This window comes from Streptomyces scabichelini, from assembly GCF_011045015.1.
GTDB classification, from domain to species: Bacteria; Actinomycetota; Actinomycetes; order Streptomycetales; family Streptomycetaceae; genus Streptomyces; species Streptomyces scabichelini.
Window position 1 is genome coordinate 36074 of sequence record NZ_JAAKZY010000019.1, and the last position, 22297, is coordinate 58370.

Here is a 22297-nt window from a genome sequence, read left to right on the forward strand (position 1 = left end):
GGTCAGCCGGTCCGCTCCATCCGCTCCACCAGACTCGTGGGGCGCATGTCGGTCCAGTGGGTCTCGATGTACTCCAGGCACTCCTGACGGGGACCCGGACCGTGCACGACCGTCCAGCCCGCCGGGACGTCCACGAAGTCGGGCCAGAGGCTGTGCTGGCCCTCGTCGTTGACGAGCACCGAGTAGACGCCCTCGGGGTTCTCGAACGGGTTGGTGGTGCCGCTGCTCATGCGGATGCTCCTTGGTTCGGGGCTTCGGGACGGTTCTGGGTGCGTGCGATAAGGGCCTTCAGGGCGCGGAACCAGGTGTCGGCCAGGTCACGGACCGCCTCCTCGGACAGTACGGCTCCGGGCCAGGACCAGTGGGCGGCCAGGACCGGCCCGTCGGCGTGGTCCTCGGTCACGACGTTGATCTGCAGCGCATGGCCCTCCCGCATCTCCGGCTCGGGGCCGATGTCCGAGACGTCCTCCTCCGGAGCGTACGACCAGTCCGTCTCCTCGGGGATGCCGAACCGGCCGAGGTAGTTGAACTCGATCGCCGGCGTCTCGAAGGCCGCGAGGACCGGGGCCGTACGGGGGTTGAGGTGGCGCAGCATGCCGTAGCCGACGCCGTTCGCGGGCAGCGAGCCGAGGTGCCCGCGTACCGCGGTGAGCGCCTCTTCGGCGGCCGGGCCGCCCCGGAGCGCGTCGTCCAGGTCGGCCGGGCCGGTGTCGAGGCGGACCGGGAAGACGCTGGTGAACCAGCCGACCGTACGCGACAGATCGGCGTCCTCCGCCAGCTCCTCCTCGCGGCCGTGGCTTTCGAGGTCCACCAGGACCGGGCCCCGCGTGCCGTCTCCGTGGCGCCGCCGCCAGTCGGCGACGGCGAGGCCGAGCCCTGTGAGCAGGACGTCGTTGACGTTCGCGGCGAAGGCGGCGGGCACGGCCGACAGCAGAGGGCCCGTGTGGTCGGCGGGCAGGCGCAGTTCCAGCCGCCGTACGGTGCCGACCGTGTCGCGGGCCGGGTCGAGTGGCCGGTCCAGCGGGAAGGGCACGGCACCGTCGAACACGCCGGTCCAGAAGGGCAGTTCGGCCTCGCGGGCCGGTTCCTGGGCCAGCTCGCCGAGCCTGTGTGCCCAGGTGCGGAAGGAGGTGTCGACGGGTGGGAGCCCCGCCGGGCGCCCGGCTGCGACGTCCTGCCAAGCGGCCGCAAGGTCGGGCAGCAGGACACGCCAGGACACACCGTCGGTGACGAGGTGGTGGGCCATCAGGAGCAGCCTGCCCGGCGCGCCGCCCGCGTCGAACCAGACGGCCCGCACCATGACTCCGGCATCCGGGTCGAGCGCCGCGCGGGCGGCGTGGGCGCGGTCCGCGACGATCTCCCGCAGCGCCTCGCCGGCCGGCGCGTCAAGGCCGCGGATGTCGACCCGTTCGATCCACGCATCGGTGTCGACGGCGTCCGGGCCCGGGACTTCGAGGGCCCAGTCGCCCGCGTCCGCTCCCGTGCGGACCAGCCTGCCGCGCAGCATGGCGTGCCGGTCCGCGAGGGCCCGCAGCACGGCGGCGAGCTTCGGCCGGTCCAGGGCGGCGGGCGTGCGGACCAGGGCCGACTGGTGGTAGCCCTGGAATGCGCCGCCCAGTTCGCGCAGCCAGTGCATGACCGGAGTCAGCGGCACGGTTCCGATGCCGTCGTCGGCCATGCGGGTGCCTGCCTCTTCGGCAGCGGTGGCGACCTCGGCGAGACCGGCCACCGTACGGTGCCGGAACACCAGGCGCGGGGTGATCCGCACGCCCGCCGCGCGGGCCCTGCTGACGAGTTGCATGGCCACGATGCTGTCGCCGCCGAGGGTGAAGAAGTCGTCGTCGACGCCGACTTCGTCCAGGCCGAGCACGTCGGCGAAGACTGCGCACAGGGTCTTCTCCAGCGCCGTACCGGGAGCCCGCCCACTGGAGACGGCGCTGAAGTCCGGGGCGGGCAGGGCGGCCCGGTCCAGCTTGCCGTTGGCCAGTGCGGGCAGCCGGTCCAGGAGTACGACGGCGGCCGGGACCATGTAGTCCGGCAGGCGCTGCGCGACGTGCCCGCGCAGCCGTCCGGGGTCGGGCTGTCGCCCGGGGACCGGGACCACGTACGCCACGAGCAGTTTCCGCGGGCCTTCCTGACGTACCGTCACCACGGCCTGGGCGATGTCCGGTTGAGCGGCGAGCACGGACTCGATCTCGCCGGGTTCGATCCGGAAGCCGCGGATCTTGACCTGGTCGTCGGCCCGGCCCAGGTAGTCGAGCTGTCCGTCTGCGGTCCAGCGGGCCAGGTCGCCGGTCCGGTACAGCCGGGAGCCCGGCGGCCCGAACGGGTCGGCGACGAAGCGCTCGGCGGTCAGGGTGGGACGGCCCAGATAGCCGCGGGCGAGGCCGCCGCCCGCCAGGTACAGCTCGCCCGTCACGCCGGGCGGTACGGGCCCCAGCCGGTCGTCGAGGACGTACGCCCGGGTGCCCGCGACGGGGCGGCCGACGAGCGGCCGGTCGCTGTCGCGCACCCGCGCCACGAGGGCGTCGACGGTCGACTCGGTGGGCCCGTACAGGTTGAACGCCTCGGTGCCGGGCAGCTGCCCGAGCCGCTCCCACAGCGCCGCGGGTACGGCCTCGCCGCCCACTCCGACGACGGCGAGCGGGCAGCTCCCGTCCTCGCGGACCAGCCCGGTCTCGGCCATCTGCGCGAAGAACGACGGCGTGACTTCGAGGAAGTCGAAGCCGTGCTCGACGACGGCCGCGGCGAGCAGTTCGGGGTCGCGGCGCGTCTCGTCCGACACCACATGCACGCAGTGTCCGTCGAGGAGCCACAGTTGCGGCTGCCAGGAGGCGTCGAAGGAGAACGCCCAGGCGTGTCCGGCGCGCAGATGGCGTCGGCCGGTGATCTGCTGGGCGGGTTCGTACAGCGTCTCGCGGTGGCTGTGGAAGAGATTGCCGACGGTCTCGTGAGTGATCACGACGCCCTTGGGGCGGCCGGTGGAGCCGGACGTGTAGATCACATAGGCCGGGTGGCGCGGGGTCAGGGCCGCGGCGCGGTCGGTGTCGAGAAGGTCGGCCGGGTCTTGGGCCGCGAGCAGTTCCGCGGTCCGCGGGTCGTCGAGGAGCATCGCCGGGGGGCCGTCCGAGGGCAGCAGCGGGGCGATCTCCTCCGTGGTGAGGACGAGCACCGGGCGGGCGTCGTCGAGCATGTCCCGGGTACGGCCCGCCGGGGCGTCCGGGTCGAGCGGCAGATAGGCGGCACCGGCCTTGTGCACCGCCAGGATGGCCAGCAGCGTGCGGGCGGTACGCGGAAGGGCCAGGGCGACGATCCGCTCCGGGCCCGCACCGTGCGCGACCAGCAGCCGGGCGAGCCGGTTGGCCTTGGCGTTCAGCTGGGCGAAGGTCAGCCGGATGCCGTCGGACGCCACGGCAGGGGCGTCCGGTGAGAGCGCGGCCTGCCGCTCGAAGAGAGCCGGCACGGTGGTCGGCGGGGCGAGCGCGGGCCGTGCGTTCCACTCGGTGAGGATCCGCTCGCGTTCGGCGGCGCCGAGGACGTCGATCCGGGTGATCGGGGTGTCGGGGGCCGCGACCACCTCACGCAGCAGCCGGAGCAGCCGTTCGGCGAAGGCCTCGGCGGTGGTGTGGTCGAACAGGTCGGTGCTGTACTCCAGGACTCCGTCGACGCCCTCGCCGTCGGCCCGCTCCACGAAGTCGAAGGAGAGGTCGAACTTGGCGGTGGTCTGGCCGACTTGTTCGCGTCGCGACCGCAGGCCCGCGAGGGAGGCCTCGCCGCCGCCCGCGACGAGGTACACGACCATGACCTGGAACAGCGGGTGGCGGGACAGCGAACGTGCGGGCTTCAGCACCTCCACCACGCGCTCGAACGGCACGTCCTGGTGGTCGAAGGCGGCCAGGTCGGTTTCCCGTACGCGGCCGAGCAGTTGGCGGAAGGTGGGGTCACCGGCGGTGTCGGTGCGCAGCACCAGCGTGTTGAGGAAGAACCCGACCAGGTCCTCCAGGGCCTCGTCGGTGCGCCCGGCGATGGGGCTGCCGAGCGGGATGTCCGTACCGGCCCCGAGCCGGGTCAGCAGCGCCGCCACCGCGGCCTGGACCACCATGAACATGCTCACGTCGCTCGACCGGGCCAGTTCGCGCAGCCCCGCCTCGAGGCCCGGGTCGAGGGCCAGGTCCACGGCTCCACCGCGGTAGCCGGCCTCCAGCGGACGCGGCCGGTCGGTGGGCAGCGCCAGTTCCTCGGGGATCCCGGCCAGGGTCTGCTGCCAGAAGCCGAGTTGGCGGGAGGCCAGGCTGTCCGGGTCCTTCTCGTCGCCGAGCATCGCCCGCTGCCACAGGCTGTAGTCGGCGTACTGGACGGGCAGCGGCGCCCGCTCCGGGGTCCGGCCCGCGGCCCGCGCCTCGTAGGCCTCGGCCAGGTCTCGGGTGAGCGGCAGGTCGGACCACTCGTCGCCCGCGATGTGATGGAGCAGGAGCAGCAGTACGTGTTCGTCGTCGGCGATCCGGAAGAGGCGGACGCGCAGCGGCGGTTCGCGGTCGAGCTCGAAGCCGTACGAGGCGGCCTCGGCCAGCCGCCCGGGCAGCTCCTCCTCATCGGTGCGGGTGATCTCCACCTCGATCCCGGCCTGCCGCGGGTCCAGGATCAGCTGGTGGGCGCGCCCGCCCTCCTCGGGGAAGACGGTGCGCAGCGGCTCGTGCCGGGCGACCAGGTCGTCGACGGCGAGCTGCAGCGCGCCCGTGTCGAGCGGTCCGGTCAGCCGCCAGGCGAGCGGGATGTTGTACGTGGGGCTGGGGCCCTCCACCTGGTACAGCACCCACAGGCGCTGCTGGGCGAAGGACAGCGGCAGCCGCTGCGGACGGTCGGCCGCGGCGGTCAGGGCCGGACGCGCGGGCCCGTCCACGGCACGCGCCAGTCGCTCCGCGAGCCGGGCAGCTGTGGGGGCGTCGAACACCGTGCGCAGCGCCAGCTCCGCCCCGAGGGCCGCCCGTACGCGGCTGACCAGCCGCATGGCCAGCAGCGAGTGTCCGCCGAGGGCGAAGAAGTCGTCGTCGACGCCGACCCGTTCCAGGCCCAGAACGTCCGCGAACAAGCCGCAGAGGATCTCCTCGCGCGGAGTGCGCGGACCGTTGCCCGTTCCGGTCTCCGCCGCGAAGTCGGGGGCGGGCAGGGCCTTGCGGTCGAGCTTGCCGTTCGGGGTGAGCGGCAGCGCGCCGACCGTCACGAAGGCCGCGGGGACCATGTGCTCGGGCAGGGCCGCCGCGGTGTGGGCGCGCAGGGCGGCCGCCTCAGGTGTCCGGTCCGGGGCCGGGACGACGTACGCCACGAGCCGCTGGTCGTGCGGAACGACGACGGCGTGGGCGACGGTGTCGTGCCGGGCGAGCACGGCCTCGACCTCACCGAGTTCGACGCGGAAGCCGCGGATCTTGACCTGGTCGTCGGTGCGGCCGAGGTACTCGACCGTGCCGTCGGCCGTCCAGCGGGCCAGGTCGCCCGTGCGGTACATGCGGGCGCCGGGCGCGCCGTAGGGATCGGCGACGAAGCGTTCGGCGGTCAGTCCCGGGCGGTCGAGGTAGCCCCGGGCGAGCTGGACGCCCGCCAGGTAGAGCTCACCGGGGACGCCCGGGGGCACCGGACGCAGGCCGGCGTCCAGGACGTACACGCGGGTGTTCCACACGGGGCGGCCGATCGGCACGCTCTCCGCTTCCGGTCGCACCTCGATCGCGGTGACGTCGACGGATGCCTCGGTCGGCCCGTAGAGGTTGTGCAGTTCGGCGGGCAGCACCTGGTGGAAGCGGTTCGCCAGCGGTACGGGCAGGGCTTCGCCGCTGCACATGACCCGGCGCAGGCCGGTGCACCGCGCGGCGGCAGGCTCCTCCAGGAACAGCTGGAGCATGGACGGCACGAAGTGCACCGTCGTGATGTGCTGCTCCTGGATCAACTCGGCCAGATAGGCCGGATCCTTGTGGCCTTCCGGCCGGGCCAGGACGAGAGTCGCCCCGGTGATCAGCGGCCAGAAGAACTCCCACACCGACACATCGAAGCTGGACGGCGTCTTCTGCAACACCCGGTCGTCGCCGGTGAGTTCGTACGTGTCCTGCATCCACAGCAGACGGTTGACGATGCCCTGGTGCGGCACCACCACGCCCTTCGGGCGGCCTGTGGACCCGGACGTGTAGATGACGTACGCCGGGCTCAACGGGTCGTGGTGCGACGGCAGTTCGCCTGCCGGTCCGTCCGGCAGGGCGTCCCGGATGACGCACACGGGCCGGGCGTCCTCCACCATGAAGGCGAGCCGTTCCTCCGGATAGTCGGCGTCCAGCGGCAGATACGCCCCACCGGCGCGGTGCACCGCCAGGAGGGCCACCACGAGGTCCACCGAGCGGGGCAGCGCGACCGCCACCGTGCGCTCCGGGCCCACGCCCAGGCCGGCCAGCACCCGGGCGGTGTGCTCGACGCGTGCGTCCAACTCGGCGTAGGTCAGGCGCTGTTCACCGAAGACGAGGGCGGGCGCGTCGGGTGTGCGGCTCGCCTGGGCGCGGAACAGCTCCGGCAGCGTGGTGGGCCGAACGTCGTGCGCGGTGTCGTTCCACCGGCCGAGGACCGACTGCCGTTCGGGCTCGTCCAGGACCTCCAGGTCCCGTACGGGCCGGTCGGGATCGGCGACCACCTGTTCCAGCAGCCGCACCAGGCGCCCGGCAAGGCGCTCGGCCGTCGTCTCGTCGCACAGGTCGGCCGCGTACTCCAGGAGCAGCACAAGACGGTCCCGGCCCGCCTCGTCCACGAAGGTGAAGTGGAGATCGAACTTGGCCATGCCGGTGTCCATGTCGAACCACTCGGTCGCCATGCCGAGCACGTCCGGATCGCCGTCGGGCCGGTAGTGATAGCCGAGCATGACCTGGAAGAGCGGATTGCGTCCCGCCACGCGCGACGGGTTGACCGCCTCGACGACCTGGTCGAAGGGCAGGTCCTGATGCTCGAACGCCTCCAGTGCCGACTCCCTTACCCGGCCGAGGAGTTGGCGGAAGGTGAGGCCGCCGTCGGACGGGTCACCGCCGGAGAGATCGGTACGCAGGACAAGGGTGTTGACGAAGAAGCCGACCAGATCGTTGAGCGCGTCGTCCGTACGGCCCGCGATCGGTGCGCCGAGCGGGATGTCGTCCCCGGCGCCGAGCCGGTGCAGCAGCGCGGCCGTCGCGGCCTGGAACAGCATGAACATGCTGGTGCCCGTGGCGGCGGACAGCTCGCGCAGCTCCCGGCCGGTGTCGGTGGGCAGTTCGAGGCGGACCTTGCCGCCCCGGCCCGTGGGCTCGGCCGGTCGGGACCGGTCGAGGGGCAGGGCCAGTTCGTCCGGGAGGTCGCGCATGGCCTCGGTCCAGTGGGCGAGCTGCTGCTCGCCGATCCGGCCGCCGAGCAGGGTGTCCTGCCAGAAGGTGTAGTCGGCGTACTGCACCGGCAGTGGCGCCCACTCCGGCTCGCGGTCCTCGCGGCGCGCCCGGTACGCGGTGGTGAGGTCGTCGAGGAACGGGCGGTCGGACCACTCGTCGGTGGTGATGTGGTGCAGGACAAGGGCCACCACATGGTCGGCGGGACCGGTGCGGAACACCGCGCAGCGCAGCGGGAGTTCGCGGCCGAGGTCGAAGGGGCGGCGTTGGGCTGTCTCGATGAGGGTGTCCAGGTCGCCTTCGGTGCAGTCCGTGACCGTGAACGAGGGTTCGCTTTCGGACGCCGGAACAATCCGCTGGTACGGCTCCCCGTCCTCCTCCAGGAACACGGTGCGCAGCGCCTCGTGCCGCCCGGCCACATCCCGCAGAGCGGCCCGCAGCGCCTCCAGGTCGAGTTCGCCCCGAAGCCGGAAGACCAGCGGGAAGTTGTACGCGACACCGCTGCCGGTGATCCGTTCCACCAGCCACAGCCGCCGCTGGGCCGCCGACAGCGGGATGCGCTCGGGCCGGTCGACGACGGGGACGACGGCCGGCCGGGCGGGGCGTCCGCTGTCGGCACGGGCGGCGAGCAGCTCCGGTGTCGGAGCTTCGAAGAGGTCGCGGATGGCCAGTTCGGCGCCCAGTTCGGTGCGTGCCCTGCTGATCAGCCGGGTGGCGAGCAGGGAGTGGCCGCCCAGGTCGAAGAAGCCGTCCTCGGCGCCGACTTCCGGCAGGCCGAGGACCTCGGCGAAGAGCCGGCAGAGCACCTCTTCCTGCGGGGTGCGCGGCCCTCGTCCGGTGCCGAGCGCGACGGCCGGTTCGGCTTCGGGCAGGGCACGGACGTCCAGCTTGCCGTTGTCGTTCATGGGCAGCCGGTCGAGGGTGACGAAGGCGGCCGGGACCATGTAGTCGGGCAGTTGCTGCTTGAGGTCGTCGCGGAGCTGCCGGATCAGGCGGTTCGCGTCGCGCGCGGCGGTCGGCTCGTTGGCGTACGGGGCCGTCCCACCGCCGGGGAGGTAGAGCCCTGCGGTCAGTCGGGGAGCGTCACCGGTGAGGAACACGGCGTCGTACGTGCCTACTTCGCGGGACCAGGTGGTCAGCACGCGGTGCCCGTGTTCGGCTCCGAGGTCGTGCAGCGTCTGGGGGTCCAGTCCCCCGTCGGCTCCGATCCGGGCGTCGGGGATGCCTGTGAGCCGCAGCGGGGCCGTAGTGACTAGCTCCGCAAGGTCGAGGTCGCCCGTGAAGTCGACGACGGGGACGCCATCGAGGTCGAGGCCCGCCTCACCGGCGTACAGGACGGCGTCGTAGCGGTAGCGGGTCAGCTCGTTGTGGTGGCGGGCGCGCTTCGTGCGGAGGTCGACGCCGTAGCCGAGGGTGGTGAAGTAGTCGGGGTCGACGAGGAGTTCCTTCTCCAGGCGCAGTCCGCGCTCGACGGCCCGTCCCAGGGCGTCCCCGGTGACGCCGCGCGCGAGCTGGATCTCCGTCTGGAAGGTGCGGGCGAGCCGCAGGTTGCGTACGTCGCCGACGAACAGCGTGCCGCCGGGGGCCAGCAGTTCCATGGCGCCGCGCATCACCGACGTCAGGTAGTCGACGCTCGGGAAGTACTGGATGACGGAGTTGATGACGACGGTGTCGAAGTAGCCGTCGCCGGGCAGCCCGGTGAGGTCGTCGGCGGGCTGGGCGCGGAGCGTGACCTTGGCGGCGAGTTCCGGGTCCTGGCGCAGGTCCTCGCCGATCTTGCGGATGACGGGGGCGGCGAAGTCGGTGGCCCAGTAGGCCTCGGCCTGCGGTGCGAGCTTGGACAGCAGCAGGCCGGAGCCGACGCCGATCTCCAGGATCCGGCGGGGCCGCAGCGAACTGATGCGTTCGACGGTGGCCTCGCGCCACTCCCGCATGTGGTCGAAGGGGATGGGCTGCCCGTCGTACGAGGAGTCCCAGCCTGCGTAGTCCTCGGTGAAGACGGCGGTGCTGATCTCCTCGTACTCGTCGGAGTAGATCTCCTGCCACTCGCCGACCTGTTCGCGCTCGGCGGTGTCCCGGTCGCCGCCGGCGGGCCGGTCGGGGACGACATAGCCGACGAGCCGGTCGTCGCGGACGACGACGGCGGCCTGGGCCACCCGCGGGTGCTGGCTGAGCGCGGTCTCGATCTCACCGAGCTCCACCCGGTAGCCGCGGATCTTGACCTGGTCGTCGGTGCGGCCGAGGAAGTCCAGATTGCCGTCCGCGCGGCGCCGCACCAGGTCACCGGTGCGGTACATGCGCTCGCCGGGTTCGCCGAACGGGTCGGCGACGAAGCGTTCGGCGGTCAGTCCCGGCCGCCCCAGATAACCGCGGGCCAGGCCGATGCCCGCGATGTACAGCTCGCCGGGCACACCCTCGGGGACCGGCCGCAGCCAGGCGTCCAGGATGTGGGCCCGGGTGCCGCGGATCGGACGCCCGACCGTCGGCGTCGGGCTGTCGAGGGTGCCGCCGCCGAGGGTGTTGATCGTGTACTCGGTCGGCCCGTACAGGTTGTAGCCGTACGTGCCCTCGGTGTCCCGCAGCCGGTTCCACACCGTCTCCGACACGGCCTCGCCGCCGAGCAGCACCAGCGGCGGCCGGTGGCCCTCCAGCAGGCCCTGCTCCATGAGGAGATGGGCGTAGGTGGGGGTGACATTGACGACGTCGACGCGATGGGTCTCGCAGTACGCGACCAGCGCCTCGGCGTCACGCCGCAGCTCCTCGTCGCAGATGTGCACCTCGTGCCCCTCGACCAGCCACAGCAGCTCCTCCCACGACATGTCGAAGGCGAAGGACACCGTGTGCGCGATGCGCAGCCGACGGCCGCCGGCCGAGGCGATGGCCGGTTCGAAGATCTCCCGCTGGTGGTTGAGCTGCATGTTGGTCAGGCCGCGGTACGGCGTGACGACGCCCTTGGGGCGGCCGGTGGAGCCGGAGGTGTAGATGACGTACGCCGGGTGCTCCAGGCTGAAGACCTGACGCGTCAAGTCGCCGGGGAGGGCGGCCAGTTCGGCGGTCACCGCCGGGTCGTCGAGCAGCACGCGAGGCGAGTCGGGTGCGGCCCCCTCCAGTCGTGCGGCGACCGCTCCCGTGGACAGGATCAGCGTCGGCCGGGCGTCGTCGAGCATCGTCGCGAGCCGGTCGTCCGGGTAGTCCAGCTCCAGCGGCAGATACGCGGCTCCGGTGCGCAGTACGGCGAACAGGGCGACGACCATGTCCAGGGACCGGGGCAGCCCGAGGGCTACGACCTTCTCGGGCGCGGCGCCACGGGCGAGCAGCAGCCGGGCCATGCGGTTGATACGGGCGTCGAGTTCGGCGTACGACAGCGTCTTGTCGCCGAAGACCAGGGCGGTGGTCTCGGGAGTGGCGGCGGCCTGTGCCGCCAGGAGGTCGGCGATGGTGTCCTCGGGGGCGGGGACACGCCCTGCGGCCCGTTCACGCTCCAGCTCGGCACGCTCGGCGGGCAGCAGCGGATCGAGGCGGCCCACGGGGGTGTCCAGGTCGTGGGCGAGCCGCTCCAGCAGCAGGGTGAAGCGGTCGAGCAGGTCCTGGGCCCGCGGACGGGCGATGACGTCGGCCCGGTGGGTGAGGGTGACCTGGATGCGCTGTCCCGGCGTGACGACGAGGTTCACGGGATAGTGGGTCGCGTCGACGTTGGCGACGGCGGTTGCGCCGTGCCGGTCCGCCAGCTCGGCGAGCCGCTCCTCCGTGTCGCTGTTGCGCAGCACGAAAAGGGTGTCGAACAGCCGCCGGTGCCCGGTTTCCGCCTGGAGGACGCCCAGGCCCAGGTACTCGTACGGCATCACGGCGAGGCGTTCGTCCTGTACGCGCCGCAGCAGCCCGAGTACGGGCTCGGCGGGGTCGTAGGCGATGCGGGCGGGAACGGTGTTGAGGAACATGCCGATGACGTTCTCGATGTCCGGCACCTCGCTCGGCCGGCCCGCGACGGTCGTGCCGAAGACGACGTCACTGCGGCCGGTCGCGCTCGCCAGGGTCAGGCCCCAGGCGGCGGTGAGCACTGTGTTGAGGGTCAGGCCGTGCCGTCGTGCGGTGTCGCGCAGCCGCTCGCCCAGGTCCGCGGGGAGGGCGGCGTCCAGGCTTTCCGGGATGTCCGGCTCCAGGCCCTGGTCGGCGGCGGCGAGCAGGGTGGGCTCGTCGAGACCGGCGAGGGCCGAGCGCCAGGCGCGGGTGGCGACGGCGGTGTCCTGGGCCTCGAGCCAGGTGAGGTAGTCCCGGTACGAGCCGGGCGCGGGCAGGGTACTCGCGTCGCCCCCGGACTCGTACAGGGCGAAGAGCTGGTCGAGGAAGAGCCACGCGGACCAGCCGTCCCACAGCAGCAGATGGCGGCCGACGACCAGACGGTCGCCGCGCTCCTCGCCGAGCCGCACGATCAGCATCCGGAAGAGCAGCGGCCGGGTCAGGTCGAAGCGGCGGGTCCGCTCCTCGTCCATCAACTCCCTCAGTCGTACGTCCTGTTCCGCGGCGGGCAGCCCGGACAGGTCGGCCTCGTCGAGCGGGATCTGCGGATCGCGGACGATGAACTGCACCGGCTGGCGCAGGCCTTCGCTGGTGAACCCGGCGCGCAGGCTGGGGTTGCGCGCCAGCAGTACGCGGGCCGCGTTGCGCAGCCGGTCCGCATCGATGGGCGTGGCGAAGTCGAACGATTCATGGACGGTGTAGACGTCCAGGACGCTGTCGTCGTACGTCGAGTGGAAGAACAGCCCTTCCTGGAGCGGGGCCAGCGGCCAGATGTCGTCCACGGGGCCCGGGCTGAGCCGGTGGACGCGCTCGGTCTCCTCGGCGGTGAGGGAGAACTCGGAGCGCAGGGTGCGGGCCGACGTCACCGGAACGGCAGCCGCGGCGAGGGCCGCGGGCGTGCGGTGCTCGAAGACGTCACGGGGATTCAGCTCCAGGCCGGCCCGGCGAGCACGGCTGGAGACGCCGATCGAGGTGATGCTGTCGCCGCCGAGCATGAAGAAGTCGTCGTCGATGCCGACCTCGTCCAGCTTCAGCACGGCCGCGAAGATCTCGGTGAGGGCGCGCTCGCGCTCGTCACGCGGGGCGCGCGCCTCGGTCCGTACGGCCTGCGGGGCGGGCAGCGCGGCCCGGTCGAGCTTGCCGCTCGGGGTCAACGGCAGGGCGTCCAGGACGACATAGGCACCGGGCACCATGGGCGCGGGCAGCGACTCGCCGAGGGCGGCCCGGAGTTCGGCGGGCTCCGGCCGGGCGTCGCGGGCGGGGACGACGTACGCGATCAGTGCGTTCCCCGCGACGGTGACGGCGGCCTGGGCGACCGTGGCCCTGCCGGCCAACGCGGCCTCGATCTCGCCGAGTTCGATCCGGTTGCCGCGGATCTTGACCTGGCGGTCGGTGCGGCCCAGGTACTCGACGCTTCCGTCGGCGCGGCGGCGCACCAGGTCACCGGTCCGGTACATGCGCTCACCCGGACCGCCGTACGGGTCGGCCACGAACCGCTCGGCGGTGAGGCCGGGGCGGGCGTGGTAGCCGCGTGCCAGCTGAACGCCCGTCAAGTACAGCTCTCCGGGCACGCCTTCCGGCACCGGGCGCAGGCAGGAGTCCAGCACTCGCAGGCCCGTGTTCCACACCGGGCGGCCGATGGGCACCGTGGTGCCGGGTGTGCCGTCGTACGGGTGGTACGTGACGTCGACGGCTGCCTCGGTGGGCCCGTACAGGTTGTGCAGCGGCACCCCGGTGAGCTCCCGCCAGTGGGACGCGGCGGCGCCGGGCAGCGCCTCGCCACTGCTGAAGACGCGGCGCAGGGAGGCGGCCCAGGCCGGATCGGCGGTGATCTCCTCGGACTGCAGGAAGGCTTCGAGCATCGAGGGCACGAAGTGCAGGGTGGTGATGCCCTGTTCGCGGATCAGCCCGGCCAGGTACGCAGGGTCGCGGTGTCCGTCGGGGCGTGCGAGCACGACGGCGGCGCCTTCGCACAGCGCCCAGAAGAACTCCCAGACGCTGACGTCGAAGCTGGCGGGGGTCTTCTGCAACACGCGGTCATCGGCGGTCAGTTGATACTCGCCCTGCATCCAGGCGAGGCGGTTGACGATGGCGCGGTGCGTGACGACCACGCCCTTGGGGCGGCCGGTCGAGCCGGAGGTGTAGATGAGGTAGGCCGGGTCGTCGGGGCGGGCCGGGACAGGAACCGCGGCGGTGCCGGACTCGTCGTCGGCCGGGGTGTCCAGCAACAAGGAAGTGAGGCCGGGAACCTCGGGCAGCCGGGGAGCGGTGGCCGTCGTGGTGACGACCGTCGCCGCTCCGGAGTCGGCGAGCATGTGCGCCACACGGTCGGCGGGGTAGTCCACGTCGACCGGCAGATAGGCGGCACCGGACTTGAGCACACCCAACAGGGCGACCATGAGTTCCGTCGAGCGCGGCACGGCGACCGCGACGACCGTGCCGGGCCCTGCGCCCCGGGTACGGAGCCGGGCCGCCAACTCCTCTGCCCGTGCATCGAGTTCGCGGTAGGTGAGCGTCTCGTCCTCGTACACCACTGCGGTGGCCTGCGGAGTGCGGGCGGCCTGGGCCTCGAAGGCGGCGGCGAGGGTGGTTTCGGGCACCTGATGAAGCTCACCGAGCGGGTGGGCCCCCGACAGTTCCTCCGCCGAGAGCAGCTCCAGGGCGGCGGCCGGTTGCCCGGGATCGGCGGCGAGGGCGTGCAGGATCCGGGTGAGCCGGTCCCCGATCCGGCGCACGCTCTCGGCGTCGAGCCGCTGGGCGTGATGCTTCAGGCGCAGGTCGAGTCGGCGGCCCGGCTTCACGATGAGGGCGAGCGGGTAGTGCACGGCGTCGTGGAACTCGTGGCCCGTGACGTGGACCGTGCCGGAGGGGTCGGCGAGGCCGGTCGCGGACGGATAGTTCTCGAAGACGACCAGGGTGTCGAAGAGTTCGCCGCTGCCCGCGAGTCCGGCGACACGCTGAAGCTCCGCGAGGCCGAGGTGCTGGTGGTCGAGGAGCCGGGCCTGCTCGTCCTGGAGCCGGCCGAGCAGTTCGGCGAGGGAGTCGGCGGGCTCCCAGCGGAAACGGGTCGGCAGGGTGTTGATGAACAGGCCGACCATGGACTCGATGCCCTCGACCTCGGCGTCACGGCCGGAGACGGTGGTGCCGAACACCACGTCCTGCCGGGCGGTCAGCCGCCCGATCAGCAGACCCCAGGCGCTCTGGACGACCGTGCCAAGGGTCACTCCGAGCTCCCGGGCGCGGGCCGACAGCCGGGCGGTGACCTGCTCGGAGAGCTCGACGCGGACCTGCGCGGGCTCGACCGGCCTCCCGTCGGCGGGCGTCTCGACCAGCCGCGTGGGCTCGTCGAGACCGGCGAGGGCCGTACGCCAGGCCTCACGCGCGGCATCGCGGTCGGCGGCGGCCAGACGACGCAGATAGGTGCCGTACGGCGCGACCTCGGGCAGCGCGGCCGGGGTGTCCCCGTAGCCGGCCATCAGCTCGCGGTGCAGGACGGGCAGCGACCAGCCGTCGGCCACGATGTGATGGAACGTCAGCAACAGTCGGCTGCGGTGCTCGTCGAGCCGCACCAGCGCGCAGCGCACCAGGGGCGGCCGGGCGAGGTCGAAGCGCCGGGCACGCTCGTCGGCGGCGACGGCGTCGGCGAGCTGCGGCCTGACCTCGGCGTCCTGCGCGGCCAGATCCACCTCGCGCCAGGGTAGCTCCAGACGACCGGCGACGATCTGCACCGGGCGCCCGTCGGCGAGTTGGCGGAAGCAGGCCCGCAGCGGGGCGTGCCGGTCCAGGACGCGCTGGGCTGCCCGGCGCAGGGCCTCGCCGTCGACCGGCCCCGACAGTTCGAGGGCCTGCTGGACGACGTACGCGTCGCGATCGGCGCCGTCGACGAGGGAGTGGAAGTAGAAGCCTTCCTGGAGAGGGCTCAGCGGCAGCACGTCCTCGACGTCGACCGGGTGTTCGCCTTGGAGCTCGGCGAGTTCGGCATCGGTCAGCCGGACGAGCGGGGCGTCCTCCCCGGGGTCCTCCGCATCGGTCCGTACGTCGGCGGCTTCGGCTAGCGCCGCGACCGTACGGTGCCGGAAGACGTCGCGGGAGCTGAGCCGCAGCCCTGCCCGGCGGGCGTGGACGAGGAGCTGGATGGCGGTGATGCTGTCGCCGCCGAGTGCGAAGAAGTCGTCGTCGATGGTGGCCGAGCGCAGGCCGAGCACCTCGGCGTAGGCCGCGCACAGGAGTTCCTCGCGGGCGTCGCGTGGCGGGCGGCCCGAGCTGAGGGCGCCGAAGTCGGGGACGGGCAGCGCGGCACCGTCGAGCTTGCCGCTGGGGGTGACCGGAAGACGGTCGAGCGGGACGACGGCGGCAGGGACCATGTACTCCGGGAGCCGGTCGGCCGCGTACGAACGCAGGGCCTTCATCAGGGCGTTCACGTCACGGAAGGGCGCGGGGCGGTTGGCGTGCGGGACCGTGCCCGACGGGCGGTACAGGCCGCCGAAAGCATCGTCGAGGGCGAACAGCACGTCGACGCTGCCGTCGTGGGAGGAGCCGTTCCAGGTGACGGCGACCCGGTGGCCGTGCCGGGCGCCGAGGGCGTGGAACTCCTCCGGGTCAGGCGCGTCGGCGGGCGCGGCGGTGCGGCTGCTGTCGTCCAGGACGGCCAGCGCGGCCAGGTCCTCGGCGAGTCGGACGTTCGGCACGCCCACGACCCGGAGCGGGGAGGGCCGTTCGGCCAGCAGCCCGTCGAGATCGTCAAGGCCACCGCGCAGGTCGGCCCATGCGATCTCGTCGCCGTCGACCGGAGCCGAAGCCGGAGCGGCGGCGGCCCGCTTCGTGAGCACCACGTCGTAGCGGTACCGGGTCAGTTCGTTGTGATGGCTGCCGCGCTTGACGCGGATGTCGGCGTCGAAGCCGTCGAGCGCCGCGAAGAAGTCGGGGTCGAGCAGCAGCTCGCCCTCCCAGGCCACCGACCGCTCCACGGCGGCGCGCAGGGCCTGCTTGTCCTCCGGGTCGCCGGCCCGCCGGGTCTCCACAGCCGCGCGCAGGCAGCGCAGCAGACGGGCGTTGCGGACGTCGCCGACGAACAGCCGGCCGCCGGGTGCCAGCAGCTCCGCGACGGCACGGAGCACGTCAGCGAGGTAGTCGGCGCTGGGGAAGTACTGGGCGACGGAGTTGATGACGACGGTGTCGAAGTAGCCCTTCGGCAGCCGGGAGGTGTCGTGGGCGGGCTGCGCGCTCAGACGGACCCGGTCGGCCAGTTCCGGCACCGCCTCGACCTGCGTACGCAGTGCGCGCACGGCCTCCTCGGAGAGGTCGGTGCCCCAGTACGCCTCACATCGGGGTGCGACACGGGACAGGATCAGGCCGCTGCCGACGCCTATCTCCAGGACCCGGCGGGGCGTCAGCTCCTCGATGCGGGTGACCGTGGCGTCGCGCCACTCCCTCATCTCGTCGACGGGGATGGGCAGTCCGTCGTACATGCTGTTCCAGCCCGCGAAGTTCTCGCGGAAGCCGCCCTCGGCATGTTCCCGGTGGCCCTCGGATCCCGCCGCCGCGTAGAGCAGTTCATGGAGGTCCTTCCACTCCTGGACCTGCTCGGTTTCCCCGTGGTCCGTGGCCGCCTCCAGCGAAGGAACGACATAGGCGGCCAGCCTGCGGTCGCCGGGCCGGTCCTCACGCACCACGACCGCGGCCTGGTCCACGGCCGGGTGGCCGCGCAGCACGGACTCGATCTCGCCGGGTTCGATGCGGAAGCCGCGGATCTTCACCTGGGAGTCGGCCCGGCCCAGGAACTCGAGGCGTCCGTCGGCCTTCCAGCGCACCAGGTCGCCGGTGCGGTACAGCCGCTCGCCGGGCGGCCCGAAGGGATGGGCGACGAACCGCTCGGCCGTCAGATCCGGCCGCCCCAGGTAGCCGCGGGCCAGGCCCGCGCCGCCGAGGTAGAGCTCGCCCGCCACGCCCGCCGGGACGGGCTTCAGGCGGGCGTCGAGGACATAGGCGCGGGTGCCGGGGTCGGGGATGCCGATGGGCACGATGGTGCCGGCGGGGGTGTCGGGGTCGCACAGGCCGAGGGTGGAGTTGGTGGTCGCCTCGGTCGGGCCGTACGCGTTGAACATCATCCGGCCGCGCGCGTAGCGGCCGACCAGCTCGGGTGAGACGCGTTCGGTGCCGGCGAGCAGGGTGGCGGGCGGCAGTTCGATGTCCTCGGGCATCGCGGCGAGCAGGGCCGGCGGGAGGATCATGAACGTGATGCCGTGGGCGTGCGCGTAGTCGGCGAGCGGCGCGCCGGGCACCCGGCGCTCGGTCGGTACGACGACGAGGCGGCCGCCGGAGAGCAGGCCGAGGCACAGGTCCCAGAACGCCACGTCGAAGCTCGGCGAGGCGAACTGCAGCACCCTGCTGTGCGGGCCGATCCCGAACCGTTCGCTCTGCGTCGCGACCAGCTTGGCGACGCCCGCGTGGGAGAGCACCACGCCCTTGGGGCGGCCGGTGGAGCCGGAGGTGTAGATGACGTAGGCGGCGTTGCCGACGGACAGTGAGCCGTGGTCGGGATCGTGCGTCGGGCGCTCCCCCAACTCCCGTACGGTTTCGGGCTCGTCGAGGATCAGTCGGTCCATGCCGTCGCACGGCGGGATGTCGGCCGCGGCCTCGGTGGTGGTGACCAGGCAGGCGGGGGCCGCGTCGGTCAGCATGTAGGAGATGCGGTCCGCCGGATAGTCGGTGTCCACCGGCAGGTAGGCGGCACCGGACTTCAGCACCGCGACCTCGGCGACGATCAGCTCGGCCGAGCGGGGCACGGCCAGGGCGACCACCCGTTCGGGTCCGGCGCCGCGTGCGATGAGGGCGTGGGCCAGCCGGTTGGCGCGCTCGTCGAGTTCGGCGTAGGTCAGCCGGGTGTCCTCGAAGACGAGGGCGACGGCGTCCGGGCGCAGGCGCACCTGCTCGGCGAACATCTCCGGCCAGGTGCGCGGCGGGACGTCGTGGTCGGTGTCGTTCCACTCCTCGAGGATGCGGTGGCGTTCCTCGGCGTCGAGCAGTGCCAGTTCGCCGACGGGTGTGTGCGGCCGGGCGAGGGCGTCGGCCAGCAGGGTCGCGTAGTGGTCGGCCATCCGCTGGGCGGTCGCGGCCTCGAACAGGTCCTGACGGTACGTCACCCGCACGTCGTCCGCCGAGACTTCGAGCGTGACGTCCAGCGGTCCGGCGGACGCGGCGGCAGACGTGGCGCCGCTGCCGCCGAAGGCCGTGTTGAACAGCAGTCCGCCCCCGCGGGTGGGGTCCGGCCGCAACTGCGCGATGAGCGTGGACAGTTCGACCCGGTGGTCCCGGGCCTCCGCACATGCCTCGGCCACCAGGCGCACCAGCTCGGTGAACTCCGTGCCACCGTCCAGCGTGACCCTCACCGGCAGTCCGCCGTACCCGACGGTGATGTCCCGAGCGCCGCTGTAGCGATGCAGCACCGCGACATACGCGGACAGCAGCGTCGTCTCATCGGCCGCGGTGCCCAACCCCAACGGGCGGCTCACCGTCCGCCGTTCCCCGCCGGGCCGCAGCGGGTACGGGAAGTCGACCGGGAGCGCTGTCTCCTGAGGGAGCGGGTCGAGCCGTCGACTCCAGAACGCCTGTACTTCGTTGTCGTCGATGCCAGACACACGCTCTACGAAACCGGACACAGCTGACCGTGCCTCCCGGGTGTGCGGAACCGGCTCTGCCGGAGGACCGCAGGTCATACTAAGGTAAGGATTACCTAACCAAAAGGGCCAGTCTCGGCGGATCCCCACTCCCGACTAGGATTAAGGCCTGCCTAACCTAAGGGAGTCTGGCCGTTGGAGACCGAACGGTGACGCGGGGCAAGACAGTTCGCCCCGTTCTGCTGGTGGCGCTGCTCGGCGCTGTTCTGGTCGTGCTCTGTCTGCTGTCGCTCGCACTGGGGGCGGCGAGCATCCCGCCGGACCAGGTGGTCCGGGCGCTGTTCGGTGACGCGCCGAGCCGGCTCGTGGACAACATCGTCTGGTCGGCGCGCGTGCCGCGCACCACGCTCGGCCTCGCGGCGGGCGCGGCCCTCGGGCTGTCCGGTGCCCTCATGCAGGCCCTGACGCGCAATCCGCTCGCGGACCCCGGGATCCTCGGGGTCAGCGCCGGCGCGTCCTTCGCGATCGTGCTGGCCGTCGGGGTGTTCGGGCTCGGTTCGTTCTACGGGTACGTCTGGTTCGCCTTCGCGGGCGCGCTCGCGGCGAGCGTCGTGGTCTACCTCCTCGGCAGGCTGGGGCGCTCCGGCCTCACGCCGGTCAAGCTGGCACTCGCCGGCATCGCCGTGACCTCGCTGCTCACCTCGTTCACCAGCGCGATCGCACTGACCGACCCCGACGCGCTGAACCGCTACCGCTTCTTCACCGCCGGCTCGATGGCCGACCAGGACGGTGCCACGGTGCTGCGGATCCTGCCCTTCCTCGCCGTGGGGGCCGTACTGGCGCTGGCCTGTGCGCCGGCCCTCAACAGCCTGGCCCTCGGCGAGGACGTGGCGGCCTCGCTCGGGCGGCGGCTGGGTCTGGTCCGGCTCCAGGGCGTCGCCGCGGTCACCCTGCTGACCGGTGCGGCGGTCGCGGTCATCGGCCCGGTCGTCTTCATCGGGCTCGTGGTCCCCCATGTCGCCCGGGTCCTCGCCCAGTTGGCGGGGATCGGTCCCGACCACCGCTGGCTGCTGCCGCTGTCGGCCGTCCTCGCCCCGAGCCTGCTGCTCGCCGCGGACATCGTCGGCCGGGTCGCCGCACGGCCGACCGAGATACAGGCGGGTGTCATCGTCGCCTTCATCGGCGGCCCGTTCTTCATCGCCATGGTCCGCCGACGCCAGCTGTCGGAGGTGTGAGCATGACCGAGTCGAGGTCCACCCTGCCCCTGTCGAAGTCCCGCTTCGATCCCGGTACTTCGCCTGCCCCCGACCGCGTCCGCTCCTACCGCACCTACCGGCTGGCCGTACCGCCCGTCTCCGGCATCCTGCGTCCCCGCCTCGTGGCGCTGTGCACGGTGCTCGCGGCGGCCACCTTCCTGCTGTTCTGCTGGGGCCTGACGATCGGCGACTATCCGATCGCCTTCGCCGATGTCGTACGGGCCCTCGTTGGCGCCGGCGATCCCGGCACCGTACTGGTCGTCCAGGAACTCCGGCTGCCGCGTGCCCTGGTCGGTCTGCTGGCCGGGATCGCGTTCGCCGTCTCCGGCGCACTGTTCCAGACCATGACCCGCAATCCGCTGGCCAGCCCCGACATGATCGGCCTCACCCAGGGTGCGGGCACCGCCGTGGTGGCGGGCATCGTGCTGGGCTGGGACGGCGGCCTGGGCACCCAGGCCCTCGGGCTGCTCGGCGCGCTGACCACGGCTCTGATCGTGTACGCCCTGGCCTGGCGGCGCGGCACCACCGGCTACCGGATCATCCTGGTCGGCATCGGGGTGGCCTGGATCTGCACGAGTGCCACCGACTATCTGGTGGCGAAGGGCGGACGGTTCCAGGCGCAGGCCGCCCTCGGCTGGCTGGTGGGCAACCTCAACGGCCGTACGTGGGACCAGGTCGGCCCGCTCGCCATCGCGCTGGCGGTGCTGCTGCCCGCGGCGCTGCTGTTCGGGCGTCTGCTGCGCACCCTCCAGCTCGGCGACGACGTCGCCACCGGCCTCGGCACCCGGGTGCAGGTGGTGCGCCTCTCCATCCTGCTGACCGGGGTCGGGCTGATCGCCTTCGCCACCGCGTCCGCGGGACCCGTCGCCTTCGTGGCGCTCGCCGCACCGCAGATCGCCCAGCGGCTGGCCGGGACCGCCTGGCCGCCCGCCGTCGCCTCGGGGCTGACCGGGGCCCTGGTGGTCCTGGGCAGCGACCTCATCGCCCGTACGCTCGTCTCCGGCACGGAACTGCCGGTCGGAATCGTCACCGGTGTGCTCGGTGCGCCGATACTGCTCTGGTTGCTCGTCCGCGCCAACCGCGCGGGTTCAGGAGGTTGATCCCATGTCGGCTGATCGCATGTCGACTGATGCCATGTCGGCTGATCCCATGTCGGCCGATCCCACGGCTGATGCCTCGTCGACCACCGACCCTGACCTGCGGGCGAGCGGGCTGCGCCTGGCGTACGACAACCGGGTGGTCGTGGACGGCCTCGACCTGGCCGTACCGCCCGGCCGGATCACCGCGATCGTCGGCGCCAACGCCTGCGGCAAGTCCACACTCCTGCGCGCCCTGGCCCGGCTGCTCGCGCCCCGCGAGGGCGCCGTCCATCTGGACGGCCGGGCGCTGCAGTCCATACCGTCCCGGGAACTCGCCCAGCGCCTCGGCATCCTGCCGCAGAGCCCGGTCGCGCCCGAGGGGCTGACCGTCATCGACCTGGTCAACCGCGGGCGTTCACCGCACCAGACCTGGTGGCGACAGTGGTCCAAGGCCGACGAACACGCCGTGCACCAGGCGCTGGCCGCCACCGCCATGACCGATCTCGCGGACCGTCCGGTCGACGAACTCTCCGGCGGACAGCGCCAGCGCGCCTGGATCGCCATGGCGGTCGCGCAGGGCACTCCCGTTCTGCTCCTCGACGAGCCGACGACCTATCTGGACCTGGCCCACCAGATCGACGTACTGGACCTCATCACCGACCTCAACCGCCGCGAGAACCGCACCGTCGTGATGGTCCTCCACGACCTCAACCAGGCCTGCCGCTACGCCGACCACGTCGTCGCCATGAAGTCCGGGCGCATCGTCGCCGAGGGCCCCCCGGCCGACGTCATCACCGCCGAGACCGTCGAGGACGTCTTCGACCTGAGCTGCCGGATCACCATGGACCCGGTCAGCGGCACGCCCCTGGTCATTCCGATGGGGCGCCACCACGGAGCCGCACCTTCCCTGGAAGCGGTGGCGCCGACGGCGGACTGAGGCCGGCTTC

5 protein-coding genes are annotated in these 22297 nt (G+C 72.5%); 3 read left to right on the forward strand and 2 right to left on the reverse strand.

What is annotated here, in order from left to right; all coding sequences use genetic code 11:
• Nucleotides 1-2: 2 nt before the first annotated feature.
• Together G5C60_RS08760 and G5C60_RS08765 are read right to left on the reverse strand one after the other, a co-directional pair.
• Nucleotides 3-230, reverse strand: coding sequence for an MbtH family protein (locus tag G5C60_RS08760; RefSeq protein WP_165256473.1), 228 nt, complete (start codon nucleotides 228-230; stop codon nucleotides 3-5).
• Complete coding sequence (locus G5C60_RS08765; protein WP_165256475.1) at nucleotides 227-19114, reverse strand: non-ribosomal peptide synthetase; 18888 nt, start codon at nucleotides 19112-19114, stop codon at nucleotides 227-229. The genes G5C60_RS08760 and G5C60_RS08765 overlap by 4 nt, the downstream gene beginning before the upstream one ends.
• Before the next feature lie 110 nt (nucleotides 19115-19224).
• Here G5C60_RS08765 and G5C60_RS08770 point away from each other — a divergent pair, with 110 nt between their 5' ends.
• The 3 genes from G5C60_RS08770 to G5C60_RS08780 are packed head-to-tail and all read left to right on the forward strand — an operon-like array spanning nucleotide 19225 to nucleotide 22287.
• Complete coding sequence (locus G5C60_RS08770) at nucleotides 19225-20250, forward strand: iron chelate uptake ABC transporter family permease subunit (protein ID WP_165256477.1); 1026 nt, start codon at nucleotides 19225-19227, stop codon at nucleotides 20248-20250.
• Nucleotides 20251-20252: 2 nt separating this feature from the next.
• Nucleotides 20253-21371 carry a FecCD family ABC transporter permease gene (locus G5C60_RS08775; RefSeq protein WP_165256479.1) on the forward strand — a complete coding sequence of 373 codons (1119 nt, stop codon included), beginning with the start codon at nucleotides 20253-20255 and terminating at the stop codon, nucleotides 21369-21371.
• A gap of 34 nt (nucleotides 21372-21405) precedes the next feature.
• Complete coding sequence (locus tag G5C60_RS08780; protein ID WP_241266606.1) at nucleotides 21406-22287, forward strand: ABC transporter ATP-binding protein; 882 nt, start codon at nucleotides 21406-21408, stop codon at nucleotides 22285-22287.
• Nucleotides 22288-22297 lie beyond the last annotated feature (10 nt).

Coding starts and splice junctions, on each gene's coding strand:
- G5C60_RS08760 (WP_165256473.1), bottom strand. CDS start 230: ATGAGCAGCGGCACCACCAACCCGTTCGAGAACCCCGAGGGCGTCTAC.
- G5C60_RS08765 (WP_165256475.1), bottom strand. CDS start 19,114: ATGACCTGCGGTCCTCCGGCAGAGCCGGTTCCGCACACCCGGGAGGCA.
- G5C60_RS08775 (WP_165256479.1), top strand. CDS start 20,253: ATGACCGAGTCGAGGTCCACCCTGCCCCTGTCGAAGTCCCGCTTCGAT.
- G5C60_RS08780 (WP_241266606.1), top strand. CDS start 21,406: ATGTCGGCTGATCCCATGTCGGCCGATCCCACGGCTGATGCCTCGTCG.